Genomic DNA, 13,833 nt, shown 5'->3' with positions numbered 1-13,833 from the left:
CAATCCGCTGAAACGCAAAGGCCGCACGGCAAATCGGGAGGCGGGCTCGCTGGCGGCGGGGTTAAACCGGCCCCAAAACAAAAACCCCGCAGCCAGGCCGCGGGGTTTTGCATGTCCGCCGAGGCGGAACGCTTATTTCTTGCCGCCGAGGCCGAGGCCCGAGAACTTCTTCTGGAAGCGCGACACGCGGCCGCCGCGGTCCATGAGCTGCTGGGTGCCGCCGGTCCAGGCCGGGTGCGACTTCGGATCGATGTCGAGGTTCAGCACGTCACCCTCCTTGCCCCAGGTGGAGCGGGTGATGAATTCGCTGCCGTCGGTCATCACCACCTTGATGGTGTGATAATCGGGATGGATATCGGCTTTCATGGCTCGCCTTTTGCGTTCGAATTGTCGGGTTTGCGGCTTTAAGGCGCGCGCGGGCGGCGCCAAAATTGCGCGAAATTTCGCGGGTCTATACAGGAGGCGGAGGCCTGAGGCAACCCGTCCCGCCAGCCTGCCGATTGACCCTTATCAAGGCGCCGGGGCATTGTCCGGCCAACTTTGCCGGCCGTGCCGGCGGCCGGGGTTCCCCGGTATCCCGCGCGGGGGCGACGCAGGAAGAAGCAGTCAAGTCGAAGGCGTCGCAATGGACATTTCAAGTGATGGTCGCGGTCTCGGCGGAAGCACCGCGCCGGCCCCCGCCGAAAAGGGCCGCGCGCGGCTGAAACCGCTCGCCGGGCTCGTCCCCTACATCCGCCGCTACACCGGCCGGGCCATCGCCGCCCTGATCGCGCTGACGGTCGCGGCGTTGACCACCTTGCTGGTGCCGGTCGCGCTGCGGCGCATGATCGATTTCGGCTTCTCCGACAAGGCCGTCCAGCTCATCGACAGCTATTTCGCGGTGATGATCGCGGTCGTCGCCGTGCTCGCGGTGTCGAGCGCGCTGCGCTACTACCTCGTCACAACGCTCGGCGAGCGCATCGTCGCCGACCTGCGCAACGACGTGTTCGCGCATGTGACGCGCCTGTCGATGGATTTCTTCGACAGCGCGCGCTCCGGCGAACTGATCTCGCGCCTCACCGCCGATACGACGCAGATCAAATCCGCGGTCGGCGCCTCGGTGTCGATCGCGCTGCGCAATCTCGTGCTGTTCCTCGGCGGCGCGGTGATGATGGTGGTGACGAGCCCGCGGCTGTCGCTGTTCGTGCTCGTCGCCATTCCGGTGATCGTGCTGCCTCTGGTCGGGTTCGGCCGCGCCGTGCGCAAGCGCGGCCGCGCCGCGCAGGACACCTTGGCGGAAGCGTCCGGTTACGCCAACGAACTGATCGGCGCGGTGCGCGTGCTACAGGCCTTCACCAATGAGGCGCTCGCGTCATTGCGTTTCAAGGCCGCCGTCGAGGAGGCCTATGACGCGGCGCGCGGCGCGACCAAGGCGCGCGGCATCCTCACCGCCGTCACGATCTTCCTCGTCTTCGCGAGCGTGGTAATGGTGCTGTGGATCGGCGCGCAGGACGTGCTGGCCCAGCGCATGACGCCGGGCACGCTCGGCCAGTTCGTGCTCTACGCCGTGTTCGCCGCCGGCGGCCTCGGCGAGCTCAGCCAGGTGTGGGGCGAGATCGCGCAGGCGTCCGGCGCCGCCGAGCGGCTGTTCGAGCTGCTCAACATCAAGTCCAAGATCACGGCGCCGCCGCAGCCGGTGAAATTACCGGTGCCCGGACGCGGCGCGGTGACGTTCCGCGACGTGCGCTTCTCCTATCCGGCACGGCCGCTGGCCGGCGTGCTTGATGGGTTGTCGTTCAGCGTCAAGCCGGGCGAGAAGCTGGCGGTGGTCGGTCCCTCCGGCGCCGGCAAGAGCACGATCTTCCATCTCATCCTGCGCTTCTACGATCCGCAGACCGGGACGGTGAGCTTCGACGGCGTCGATGTCACGCAGGCCGACCCCGCCGATCTGCGCTCGCGCATCGCGCTGGTGCCGCAGGACCCGGTGGTGTTCGCCACCACCGTGCGCGAGAACATCCGCTTCGGTAAGACGGACGCCAGCGATGAGGAGATCGCGCGCGCGGCGGAGGCGGCGTCGGCTGCGGAATTCATCGCGCGCCTGCCGCAGGGCTACGACACGCAACTCGGCGAGCGCGGCATCACCTTGTCGGGCGGACAGCGTCAGCGCATCGCCATCGCCCGCGCGATTCTGCGCGAGGCGCCGCTGTTGTTGCTCGACGAAGCGACGTCGTCGCTCGATGCCGAGAGCGAGACCTTGGTGCAGCAGGCGCTCGAACGCCTGATGGCCTCGCGTACGTCGATCGTCATCGCGCATCGCCTCGCCACGGTGCAGTCGTGCGACCGCATCCTGGTGGTCGACCGTGGCAAGATCGTCGAGGAAGGCACGCATGCCGCGCTCACCGCGAGTGGCGGGCTCTATGCGCGGCTTGCGAAGCTGCAGTTCGAGCAGGCGTGAGCGTGACCTTTCCCCATGGTCATTGCCGGGCTTGACCCGGCAATCCATGATGATCCTCCACGCGCACTGCGGTATGTAAAGCTCACACGTGCGGCAAGTCATCATGGATGCCCGGGTCAAGCCCGGGCATGACGCCGAGTTTGCGGCGCCGCTTGCCTCAAGCTGCTACGGCCGCCACGCCATCCGGTCCACCGCGATGCCCGACACCGGGTTCTTGTCTTCGCCCGCGTACACAAACCCATGCTTCTCGTAGAAACGGATGGCGCGGGCGTTGTCCTTGTTGACGAGAAGATCGAGGCCGGTGGGCGATTGTCTCTTGGCCGCGTCCATCAGCGCCTTCGCGACCTCGGTGCCCCAGGCTTCCGGTGCGACGACAAACTGGTCGAGATAGTGGGTCTTCCGGTCGACGGTGACGAAGCCGAGCAACTTCTTACCCGTTCGTCCCCGCGAAAGCGGGGACCCAGGCTGATCGGCATTGCCTGTTTGCTCATGGATTCCCGCTTGCGCGGGAATGAACGGAGAATGGGGCGCTTCCTGCGCCTCATCCATCTCGGCCAATGTAATCGTCGCGACCGGCACCAGCTCCTTGCGCCAGCGCTCGCGCCACCAGCCAACGCGCGCCGAAAAGTCGATGCGCGGATAATGCTGCTGCCAGGTGCGGCGCCACAGCTCGATTGTCCCGTCTTCGTCGGCTTCGGTGTAAGCGCGCAGGGTGAGGGGAGTCATGCAACCTGTCCGCGTCATCCTGAGGTGCGAGCCGCATTCGCGGCGAGCCTCGAAGGATGAACGGCCGCTGAGTCGGTGCCCGTCATCCTTCGAGGCGCGCCCTCAAGTCGGCTGTAGCCGATTTGAGCTCTATTGTGCCGATCTCGGGTAAACCCGAGATCGGTGTCGCGCACCTCAGGATGACGGATCGAAGTGGCCACTTGCCGCCGCAACCGGTGTAGCACCATGACAATGGTCGTGCGGTCGACGGCCATCGCGCCGTAGACGATCGCGCGGCGACGTTCGAACGACGTGATGTCGTAATGTGGCGAGGCAGTCTTCGGCGGCCCCTGGTACGAAATACGATGCAGGCCAAGCTCTCGCGCGAAGCGGTGCAGTTCGTCGATGTCGTCGGCGAGCAGGTGGCACCATTTGCGGCCCTGCCAGCTCCAGATTGCTTCGTCGACGTAGACGGTCATTGGCCGGCTCCAACATCGTCATGGCCGGGCTTGTCCCGGCCATCCACGTCTTACTTTGCTGTCAGACCCAAAGGTCGTGGATGCCCGGCACAAGGCCGGGCATGACGGAGCCAACTTACCGCTCCGTCAGCTTGAACTCGATGCGGCGGTTGCGGCGATAGGCGTCGTCGGTCTTGGCCTGATCGATCGGCTGGAATTCGCCGAAGCCGGCGGCGACGAGCCGCTGCGGCGACACGCCCTTGCCGACGAGATACTGCACCACCGAGATGGCGCGCGCGGCCGACAAGTCCCAGTTGGATTTGAACTGGCCGGTGATCGGTCGCACGTCGGTGTGGCCGTCGACGCGCAGCACCCACGGAATATCGGTTGGAATCTGCTTCTCGAGTTCGATCAGCGCGGTCGCGACCTTGTCGAGTTCGCTCTTGGCTTCCGGCAACAGGTCGGCCTTGCCCGTGTCGAAGAACAATTCCGATTGCAGCACGAAGCGGTCGCCGACGATGCGCACGTCCGGCCGGTTGCCGAGGATCTCGCGCAGCTTGCCGAAGAAGTCGGAGCGGTAGCGCGACAGTTCGCGCACGCGCTCGGCCAACGCCAAATTCAGCCGTTGTCCGAGTTCGCGGATGCGGCTTTGCGACTCGGCGTCCTTCTTCTCGGAAGCGTCGAGCGCCTGTTCGAGCGCGGCAAGTTGCCTGCGCAGCGCGGCGATCTGCTGGTTGAGGACTTCGACCTGCGCCAAGGCGCGCGTCGTGATGTTCTTCTGGTTATCGAGTTCGGTCTGCAGTCCCGCGATGCGGCCTTCGGCACTCGCGCCGGCCGCACCGGCTGCGTCGGCCGCACCCTTGAGCTTGTCGCGCTCGGTCTCCGCGCTGGCGAGCGAGGCGCGCAATTGCGCAAGCTGCTCCTCGAGGTCGGTCTTGCCGCTCTTCTCGAGCGAGAGGAGTTCGGTGAGCTGCGCGATCTGCGCGTTGAGGCGGTTGAGCGCGGTGTCCTTGCCGGCGACCTCCTGCTGCAGAAAGAACTGCACCACGACGAACACCGTGAGGATGAAGATGATGCTCAGGATCAACGTCGACAGCGCGTCGACGAAGCCCGGCCAGTAGTTCATGCCGTTGTCGCCGCGGCGTGAGCGTGCGAGGGCCATTCGTTAGGTACTCCGACTTGGCCCGCTCGTCCCCGCGAAAGCGGGGACCCAGCGCTGGAGTCCCGCTTGCGCGGGAATGAGCGGAGAATGCGGCAACTCTGTCCGCATCAATGGGTCACCGGTTCGCGTTCTCGCGCACCATGATCTCGAGCAGCTTCTTGATCTCGCGCTGTTGCTCGGCCTGGCCGTCGACCCAGTCGCGGATCATCTGTTGTTCGTTGCGCATGTGATGCACCAGGCCCTGGATCGCCTCGGCGAGGTTGGCCATTGCCGCGGACGCCGCTTTGCCGGATCCGGCCTGATCGACGGCTTCGCGCAGGCGGTCGATCGCGCCGCGCACTTCGGCGGTGACGCCGACGCCGCCAGCGCCCGGTTCGGCGGAATGGTCGTAGACCGTGGTCGAGAGCCAGTCTTCCAGCTCGGTGTAGAATCGGTTCTGCGCCTGGCTCGATTGCAGGTCGAGGAAGCCGAGCACCAGCGAGCCGGCGAGACCGAACAGCGAGGACGAGAACGAGATGCCCATGCCGCCGAGCGGCGCGGCGAGACCTTCGCGCAACGTATCGAACATGCCGGCCGCGTCGCCGCCGGCCTTGAGGCCCTGAATGACGTTGCCGACGGAGCTCACGGTCTCGATCAAGCCCCAGAACGTGCCGAGCAGGCCGAGGAAGACCAGCAGCCCGGTCATGTAGCGGGAGATGTCGCGTGCTTCGTCGAGGCGGGTGGCGATCGAATCGAGGATGCCGCGCATCAGCTGCGAGGAGATGGCGGTGCGGCCGACGCGGCTGCCGAGAATCGCCGCCATCGGCGCCAGCAGCACCGGCGGACGCTCGACGGCGAGGCCCGGATCGGCAAGGCGGAAATTGTTGACCCAGGCGATCTCCGGATAGAGCCGCAGCACTTGCCGCAGCGCCAGGATGATGCCGATGGCCAGCACGCCCAGGATCAAGGCGTTAAGGCCTGGATTGGCCATGAACGCGACCTGGATCTGCTTTTGCAGCAGGAAGGCGATCAGCCCGCCCAGGACGACGAAGACCAGCATCCGGAACAGGAAGATGCGGGGGGAGGAGAGCTTGAGCGGGTCGAGTTCTTTTGCCATGGCCTGAGGGTAAACGGCGGCACGGAGCCTGCCAAACAAATATGGCACAGACCCGTGACGGGCAAAAATACCCGTGTGGGGAACCCTTAATGGTGATGGCGGATGAAATTGAGGCGCTTTCTTACCCTCCCCCCGCGTAGCGGTGGGGAGGGTCGGTTTGAATCACGTCATGATGCAAACCGGGGTGGGGGGATTTTATCGAGCGCTTGTGTTCACTTTCGCCCCCCACCCCCGACCCCTCCCCACCACGCGCAAAAGCGCGCGGGGGGAGGGGAGAGGGCCGCGCCCCGGAATGACGATTACGCCTTCGCGCTCTTGATAACCTGCAGCAATTCTTTGTGGATCGTCTCGTTGCCGACGATGACCTCGCCCTTGCTGAGCATGTCCTCCTTGCCGTCGCAGTCGGAGGCGTAGCCGCCGGCCTCGCGCACCAGCATGATGCCAGCCGCCATGTCCCACGGCTTGATGTCCCGCTCCCAGTAGGCGTCGAGCCGGCCGGCGGCGACCCAGGCGAGATCGAGTGAGGCGGCGCCGAAGCGGCGCAGCCCCGCGACCTTGTGCTGAACGGCCTCGGTTTCCTTCTGCGCTAGCGGGATGCCGGGCCGGCCGAGATGCGGTAGGCCGCAGGCGACGACCGCATCCGACAGGCTGCGGCGGGCCGCGACCCGGACGCGCTGGTCGTTGAGGAAGGCGCCCTTGCCCTTCTCGGCGATGAACAGCTCTTCCATGACCGGATTGTAGACGAGGCCGGCGACGATCGCGCCGTCGCGCTCCAGCGCGATCGAGATCGCGAATTGCGGGATGCCGTGCAGGAAGTTGGTGGTGCCGTCGAGCGGATCGACGATCCAGGTATTGGTCTTGTCGGTGCCTTCGCGGTGGCCTTCCTCCTCGCCCAGGAAGCCGTAGCCGGGCCTCGCCTTGCTCAGCTCCTGGTACAGCGTCTCCTCGGCGCGCCGGTCGGCGGCGGACACGAAATTGGCCGGCCCCTTCATCGAGACCTGGAGCTTCTCGACTTCGCCGAAGTCGCGCTTGAGCGCGCGCGCGGCCTTGCGCGCGGCGGCAATCATCACGTTGAGGAGGGCGGAATGGATCATGCTGCTTTCTTTTCTATCCCTCCCCCGATGGGGGAGGGTGGACGCGCTTTAGCGCGGCCGGGTGGGGGGCGCCTAGCATATTTGTAAGAAAGACCCCACCCCGGCGGACGTCGTCCGCCCTCCCCTTTCAGGGGAGGGACAAGGATCACGACTTCAGCCCCGGGGCGCCGGCGAGCCACTTCTTGGCCGCCTTGTCGGCGGCATCGCGCACATCCGGCTTCTGCTTGGCGGCGAAGATGTCGAGCTCCGGGTCGCCGGCGCCGCCGGCTTTGGCGATGATGTGCCACTTGATCGCCTCGGTCGGGTCGGCCGGCATGCCGCGTCCGGCCATCAGGATGCGGGCGAGACGGTTCTGGGCGATGGCGCTGCCGTGGCGCGCGGCTTTGAGGAAAAGCTGCGCGGCGGCGCTTTCGTTCTTGGCCACGCCGTCGCCGTTGAACTCGCCGATGGCGTATTCGACCATGGCGTCGACGTTGCCGGCGAGGGCGGCCTGGCCCATCAGTGCCATGGCCTTGGCCGGGTCTTTCGGGACGCCGCGACCTTCCTTGTACATGGTGGCGAGCGCGTATTGCGCTTCCGGATTGCCGGCGTTGGCCGCGTCCGTGAACAGCGCGGCGGCGTGGGCGAAGTCCTGCGTCACCTCGTGGCCCTGCAGGTAGAGCAGCCCAAGGTCGTAGGCGGCAATCACATGGCCGCGTTTGGCCGCATCCGTGAATAGCCGGATGGCTTCCGTCATGTTGCGCTGGCCGAGGCGGCCGTCGAAGTTGATCATGCCGAGCGCGAAGATGGCGTTGCGGTCGCCGCGGTCGGCGGCCAGCTTGTACCAGTCGGCGGCCTTCTTGATGTCGCGGCTGACGCCGAGGCCCTGTGAGTAAAGCTCGCCGAGCAGCGTCATGGCGGCGGCATCGCCTTGTTCGGCGCGGGCCGTCGCCGCGCGCAGGGCGGTCAGATAGAAGCCGCGCTGATAGGCGCCGAAGGCTTCGTCGGCATTGGCCGATGGCGCCGGTGGTGCCGGCGGCGCTGGCGTCGACGCTGGCGGCGGCGTCGCCCGCCTGGGCTGCGCGGCCACCGGCGCCGCCAAGGCAGCGGCGAGCAGCACGCCGAGCAAGGCGGCTCTCATCCCGCGGACTCCGACAGACGCAGTTGCTGCTGCGCCAGCGCGATGGCGCCGGCGGCATCGCTTTGCTGCCAGACCCAATCGCCAAGGGCGACGAAATCGGCGCCGGCGGCGACCAAGGGCGCCACTTCCTCGGGCGCGGCGGCGAAGCCGACGCAGGGCGCCTCGAACACTTCGGCCCACCACGACACGCGCTCTTCGATCGCGCTGAAGGCGGGACGGTGGCCGTCGGCGTCGGGCTCGCCGAACATCACGTAGTCGGCGCCCTGTTCGGCCGCGACCATGGCGTCGTGGCGGCTCTCGAGTCCACCGCAGCCGGCAATGCGATCGGGGCGAAGCGCGTCCAGCGCATCGCTGAAATCGGCAATAGTCGTCAGATGCGCGCCGTCAGCACCGGCGCGGGCCACGAGGTCGGCATGGCCTTCGATGAGAAGCGCGGCATCGCGCTCCTGCACGAGCGGCGCCAATTGCTTCACGCGGTTGATCAGGGTGCGCTCGTCGCCCGCTTCAAGCCGCAGCAGGACGGCGGCGACATCGCCCGCGGGCATCGCCGCCGCGAGCCGGGCCGCAAAGGCCCGGGCGTCCCCGACCGGCGGGGTGACGAGATAAAGGCGCGGCTGAGGGCGCGGTTCCGCCTGTTTGGGTCGAGAGGCCATGATGTCCGCATGGTAGCCCAATCGGGCGGAATATTGACCGTCCGTCAGCCGGCGGCGAGGGCCGCAAGCTCACGGGTCAAGGTCGCGATGACGCTGTCCCAGTTACCGTCACGCGATTGCCGGAACAAGCGGGCGCTTGGATACCACGGGCTGTCGGCGCGGTCTCGCAGCCAGCGCCAGTCCTGGATGTGCGAGAGCAGGACCCAGAGCGGCTTGCCGAGGCTGCCGGCAAGATGCGCCACGGCGGTGTCGACCGCGATCACCAGGTCGCATTGTTCGACCACGGCGGCGGTGTCGGCGAAATCGGCAATGCTGTCGTCGATACGGGCGATCGGCAATTGCGCGAGAACGGGGAGGTCGGCGTCGCGGTATTCGCGCTGAAGACTGACGAAGGACAGCCCCGGTGTCGCAATCAGCGCCGCCAGCCGTCCGAGCGCAATGCTGCGGTTGTGGTCGTTCTTGTGGCTCGGCTTGCCCGACCACACCAGCCCCACGCGGCGTGTATCGTCTTTCGGCAGGCGCGCGCGCCAGCGCTCGCGCCGCTCGGCCGGCACATGCAGGTAAGGCACCTCCGCCGGAACGGTCTCGACGCGCGTGCCGAAGGCGAGCGGCAAACTCATCAGCGGGCAATGCATATCGAACGGCGGCAGTGGCGTGCCACGGTTGAAAACAGTGACGTTGTCGGCCATGGCTCCGAGCAACGGTATCAGGGCATCCGGCAGTTCGAGCACGATGCGCGCGCCTTTGGCTTTCACCAGCGGCAGATAGCGCAGCATCTGGATGCTGTCGCCGAAGCCTTGCTCGGCGTGCAGCAAGATCGTCTTGCCGGCGACGTCCTCGCCGCGCCATTGCGGCTGGGAGAAGCCGCGCGGGGTCAGTTCGGTGGCGCCGCGCCAGCGCCATTCATAGCCTTCGAGGCCACGCTCATAATCGCCGAGGGTGAGGCACAGCAGTGCCTTGTTCCAGTGCGCTTCCGGCATGTTGGGCTCGAGCGCGATCGCCTGATCGAAGCTCGCCAGCGCCTCGTCGGCGCGGTCGAGATAGCGCAATGCGCTGCCGCGATTGACCAGCGCCGAGGCGAAAGGCTTGCCGCCGATCGCCGCGTTGTAGTCGCTCAGCGCCTCGTCGAGCCGGTTGAGCTCGACCAGCGCATTGCCGCGGTTGTTATAGGCTTCGGTGTATGCGGGATCGATCGTCAGCGCGCGCTCGTAGCTCGCCAAGGCTTCGCTGTGGCGGCCGAGCGCCTGCAACGCGTTGCCGCGATTATTGAAGCCGTAAGCGAAGTCGGGCTGCATCGCCAGCGCGCGCTCGTACTCGGCCAGCCCCTCGGCGAAACGGCCCATCTGGTAGAACACGTTGCCGCGCGCGACGACCGCATCGATGAAATCCGGTTTGAGCGCCAGCGCGCGGTCGTAGGCCGCGAAGGCCTCGTCGAAACGCTTGAGGTCGCGCAGCGTGAGACCGCGTCGGGCATGGGTCTCGGCGTCGTCGGGCGTGATGGCGAGCGAACGGTCGTAGCAATCGAGCGCTGCGGCGAGCTCGCCGCGATCGAAGAGCAGCCGGCCGCGCTCCTTCAGCGCCACGGCGTGGTGCGGATGAAGCGTCAGCGCTCTGTCGAAATCGGCGAGCGCCTCGTCCGCGCGCCTGAGCGCGTTCAGACATTGGCCGCGATTGACGAGCGCGTCGGCATAGGCCGGCCGCGCCGCGAGCGCCGCGTTGTAGCTCGCGAGCGCCTCCTCCCGGCGACCGACCTCCATCAGCGCGTTGCCGCGATTGTTGTGCGCCTCGGCGTAATCGGCCTTCAGCGCCAGCGCGCGGTCGAAGGCGGCCAGGGCATCCTCGGTGCGGGAGAGGGCGCGCAGCGCATTGCCGCGGTTATTGTGCGCTTCTGCATAATCGGGCTTGAGCGCAATGGCGCGCTCATAGGCTTCGACCGCTTCGGCATGACGGTTGAGCACCGCGAGAACGATGCCGTGGTTGGAATGCGCAGCCGGCGCCCGTGCATTGGCAGCGAGCGCTTTGCCGATCGACGCGAGTGCCTCGACGGGTCTGCCGCGCTGGTGCAGCAGCACGCCGTAGAGATGCAAGGCGTCGAAATTATTGGCCTGACGCGCCAGCACTTGGCTGTAGAGCGTCTCCGCCTGCGTCAGTTCGCCGCGCTGGTGATGCGCGGCGGCGCGGCGAAGCAAGTCGGTGAGGTCGCTTGCGGCTTTGGTTTGCGGCTGGGCCATGGGACATTGTTGATAGGCGGCGACAGACGCGGCAGCGCCCGTAGGTGACGGGCGCGTGACGAATCACTATTAAGATTATTCCGCGCGCGACGCGGCACCAAGTCTGGAACCAAAGCGGATCGAAAACGTTATCCGTGGGGTTTCTTCAAAAGAAAAAGGATCTGATTATGCGAGGTAGGCGCATCGCGCTTTCGTTCTTGTTTTCGTTGGCGATGTTCGGGGCGGCGTCTGCCGCGCCGGCACAGCATCAGAAGGGTCTGACGTCGCCGTCCGACATCGTGGACGTGCAGTATCGTCACGACAACCGTCGCCCGGGGAACGTTCATCGCGGCCCGACCTTCCGCGGCCCTCCGCATTCGCATTATCGGGCCGGTCAACGCTATCGCAGCGCGCCGCGCGGTTGGCATCGCTATCATGCGCGGCCCCGTGACTGGCAGCGTCGCGGCTGCGTCATTGTCGGGCCGGTGTGGTTCTGTCCGTAAGAACCGCGCTTGACGCCAGCGCTTAATACAAAAGCCCCCGGTAAAAACCGGGGGCTTTCTTTTTCATGCCACGCGTGACCGTCAGGCCGGCATCGGGATCGGGATCGGGCCGGTATCCTTCGGCACGCTGTAACCCTTCTGCACAGCCGGCCGCTTGGCGATGGTCTCGTACCAGCGCTTCACGTTCGGATACTGCTTCATGTCGATGGTCTGCCATTCGAAGCGCGAGACCCACGGCCAGATCGCGATATCGGCGATCGAGTATTCGTCGACGACGAATTCGCGGCCTTCGAGGCGCGTGTTCAGCACCTTGTAGAGACGGTGCGCTTCCTTGAGATAACGCTCTTCGGCGTAAGGCGCCTTGCCGGGGTTATACTTCACGAAGTGATGCACCTGGCCGAGCATCGGACCGATGCCTCCCATCTGCCACATCAGCCATTCAATGGCGCGGTAACGCCGTTCGCCTTCCTTCGCCAGCAGCTTGCCGGTCTTGTCGGCGAGATAGATCATGATCGCGCCCGTCTCCATGAGCGCGATGCCGGTGTCGCGGTCGACGATCGCCGGGATGCGGTTGTTCGGCGCGATCTTGAGGAAGTCCGGAGCGAACTGCTCGTCCTTGCTGATGTCGATCGGATGCACCGTATAGGGCAGGCCGATTTCCTCGAGCATGATGGAGGCCTTGCGGCCGTTAGGGGTAGTCCAGGTGTAAAGATCGATCACGGGATGTGTCCTTGCGAACGGGGAACCGCGGGAACGCGATCAACATATATCGCGTTGTCATGCGGAGTTCCCATAGCAGGAGGCTACTATGAAGCTCAATGTTCTTGCTCTCGCGCTGGCGGCGACCGCCTTCGGTACCCTTGGCGCAAGCGCGCAGACCACCGTCATCGAAGAACGGCGCGATCCCGCCGTCGTGATCGAACACGACAAGCCGGCCGATTCCTCGGTAACCGTCGAGAAACGCGAAGGCATTCTCGGCGAGAAGAAGACCATTACCAAGGAAACGACCGGCGCGGGCGGCTGCGATAGCAAGACCGTGCACCGCGAAGGCATCGGCGGTTCGACCACCGTGAAGAAGACCAACTGCGACTGATTTGGTCTGGTGAAAATTAAGCGCGGCGAGGTGGGTGCGAAGTCGCGCCCACCTCGTTTGCGCGTGTTACGCGGCCAGTTCGGGATCCTTGCGTGCAAGAAGGATAACAACCAGGACCCGACAAGGCCGGCGAACCCGCCGATCAGGAAGACGACACCGTAACCGAACTGGTCGGCCAGCAAGCCCGTCACCGGACCGGTGAGTCCATAGGCCAAATCTTGAAAAGCCGTGAAGCCGCCCGTTGCCGTGCCGCGCAAGTGCGGTGCGACGCGCCGCACCACTTCGAGGCCCATCGCCGGGAAGATGAGCGAGCAGCCGACGCCAGTCAGGGAAGCGCCGAGGAGAGCCAGCGCAGGGCTCGGCGCCGACCACAGCAAATACTGTCCGGCCGCTTCGATCGCCATTGAAATCAGGGCAACAGGGATGCCGCCGATTTTATCGGGCAGATGGCCAAACAAAATGCGCACCAGCACATAAGAGCCGCCGAAGCACGTGAATCCCAGTCCGGCATGGGGCCAGCCTTGATGCAGAAACAAAAGCGGCATGAACGCGCCGATCGCCGCGAAGCCAATGCCCTGACAGAAGAGCACGAGGCCCGGCTCCCATATGCGGCCGATGATGCGCCAGAACGAAGGACGCTTGCCGGTGTGCAGGGCTGCGGCCGTCACCGGCAGCACCATCGCGAGGCCGATAAGGGGAACGAGCGTGCAGGCAGCCATCGTGCCCACAAACCCGCCCCGATCGAACAACGCTAAACCGATGGGGCTGCCGATCGCGAAAGCGCCGTAGATGCCCATGCCGATGAGTGCGAACACGCGGCCGGAATGCTGCGGCCCCATGATGCCCAAGGTCCAGCCCATCACGCCGACCGTCGCCAAGCTTTCGCCCAGACCCAGAAGCAGGCGGCCGGCGATGAGAATGCCGTAGGCGATCGGCGCCGGTAGAGAGGGCAAACTCGCAGCGCCGCAAACGACGCCGGCCAGCGCATAGACGACGAAGCCCCAGATCATGCAGGCTTTGCCGCCACGGTGATCGGTCAGGCGGCCGGCCAGCCCGCGCGTGAGAATTGTCGAGGCAAAGGCGATGCCCACCGCGAGGCCGGCAAGCGCGTTGCCGAAGCCGAGTTGCGTGGTGACGTAGATCGATGTCACCGGCAGCGACATCGCCACGCACAGATAGGAGAGGAATAGCGCCAGCGTGAGCCAGATGACGCGGTGGAAGTTCCGATCGGCGCGGAGACGCGGCGCGGATGTTGCAGATGGCATGACAGTCGACTCTTATGGATACGAGAATTACGCGTCCTTG

Annotated in this window: 13 protein-coding genes; 2 read left to right on the top strand and 11 right to left on the bottom strand. The window is 65.9% G+C overall.

The window, feature by feature from the left end:
- Positions 1–132: 132 nt before the first annotated feature.
- Positions 133–366, bottom strand: coding sequence for a 50S ribosomal protein L31 (gene rpmE, locus DW352_RS11370; RefSeq protein WP_115691308.1), 234 nt, complete (start codon positions 364–366; stop codon positions 133–135).
- A 259-nt stretch (positions 367–625) separates the two neighbouring features.
- Here rpmE and DW352_RS11365 point away from each other — a divergent pair, with 259 nt between their 5' ends.
- A complete protein-coding gene (locus DW352_RS11365; RefSeq protein ID WP_115691307.1) occupies positions 626–2,434 on the top strand; it encodes an ABC transporter transmembrane domain-containing protein in 1,809 nt (602 codons plus the stop codon).
- A gap of 165 nt (positions 2,435–2,599) precedes the next feature.
- Here the strand turns inward: DW352_RS11365 and DW352_RS11360 are convergent, their stop codons facing one another.
- The 8 genes from DW352_RS11360 to DW352_RS11325 all read right to left on the bottom strand — a co-directional run bounded on the left by DW352_RS11360 (position 2,600) and on the right by DW352_RS11325 (position 10,953).
- Positions 2,600–3,160 carry a GNAT family N-acetyltransferase gene (locus tag DW352_RS11360; protein WP_115691305.1) on the bottom strand — a complete coding sequence of 187 codons (561 nt, stop codon included), beginning with the start codon at positions 3,158–3,160 and terminating at the stop codon, positions 2,600–2,602.
- 14 nt (positions 3,161–3,174) lie between these two features.
- The gene (locus DW352_RS27635) at positions 3,175–3,618 is read right to left on the bottom strand and encodes a DUF4031 domain-containing protein (RefSeq protein WP_115691303.1); all 444 of its coding nucleotides are present in this window, start codon (positions 3,616–3,618) and stop codon (positions 3,175–3,177) included.
- A gap of 115 nt (positions 3,619–3,733) precedes the next feature.
- The gene (locus DW352_RS11350; RefSeq protein WP_115691301.1) at positions 3,734–4,759 is read right to left on the bottom strand and encodes a peptidoglycan -binding protein; all 1,026 of its coding nucleotides are present in this window, start codon (positions 4,757–4,759) and stop codon (positions 3,734–3,736) included.
- A 115-nt stretch (positions 4,760–4,874) separates the two neighbouring features.
- Entirely contained in the window at positions 4,875–5,855 is a 981-nt protein-coding gene (locus DW352_RS11345) for a flagellar motor protein MotA (RefSeq protein WP_115691299.1), read from the bottom strand.
- Between the two features lie 299 nt (positions 5,856–6,154).
- On the bottom strand, positions 6,155–6,949 hold the full coding sequence (locus DW352_RS11340) for an inositol monophosphatase family protein (protein WP_115691297.1): 795 nt from the start codon (positions 6,947–6,949) through the stop codon (positions 6,155–6,157).
- A gap of 145 nt (positions 6,950–7,094) precedes the next feature.
- On the bottom strand, positions 7,095–8,069 hold the full coding sequence (locus tag DW352_RS11335; RefSeq protein WP_115691295.1) for a tetratricopeptide repeat protein: 975 nt from the start codon (positions 8,067–8,069) through the stop codon (positions 7,095–7,097).
- On the bottom strand, positions 8,066–8,722 hold the full coding sequence (locus tag DW352_RS11330; protein WP_115694368.1) for a thiamine phosphate synthase: 657 nt from the start codon (positions 8,720–8,722) through the stop codon (positions 8,066–8,068). Before DW352_RS11330 ends, DW352_RS11335 begins: the two co-directional genes overlap by 4 nt.
- Before the next feature lie 44 nt (positions 8,723–8,766).
- Positions 8,767–10,953, bottom strand: coding sequence for a tetratricopeptide repeat protein (locus DW352_RS11325; protein WP_115691293.1), 2,187 nt, complete (start codon positions 10,951–10,953; stop codon positions 8,767–8,769).
- A 167-nt stretch (positions 10,954–11,120) separates the two neighbouring features.
- On the opposite strand from DW352_RS11325, the gene DW352_RS11320 reads away from it, so the two are divergent.
- Positions 11,121–11,435, top strand: a complete 315-nt coding sequence (locus DW352_RS11320; protein WP_162826665.1) for a hypothetical protein — start codon at positions 11,121–11,123, stop codon at positions 11,433–11,435.
- Positions 11,436–11,516: 81 nt separating this feature from the next.
- Here DW352_RS11320 and DW352_RS11315 read toward each other — a convergent pair whose 3' ends face one another.
- Positions 11,517–12,155, bottom strand: coding sequence for a glutathione S-transferase family protein (locus DW352_RS11315; RefSeq protein WP_115691289.1), 639 nt, complete (start codon positions 12,153–12,155; stop codon positions 11,517–11,519).
- 57 nt (positions 12,156–12,212) lie between these two features.
- Complete coding sequence (locus tag DW352_RS11310) at positions 12,213–13,793, bottom strand: MFS transporter (protein ID WP_115691287.1); 1,581 nt, start codon at positions 13,791–13,793, stop codon at positions 12,213–12,215.
- Positions 13,794–13,833: the final 40 nt, after the last annotated feature.

Source organism: Pseudolabrys taiwanensis, assembly GCF_003367395.1.
Lineage (GTDB): Bacteria > Pseudomonadota > Alphaproteobacteria > Rhizobiales > Xanthobacteraceae > Pseudolabrys > Pseudolabrys taiwanensis.
Note: the sequence above shows the minus strand (reverse complement) of the source record. Positions and strands in the feature narration are given on the sequence as shown.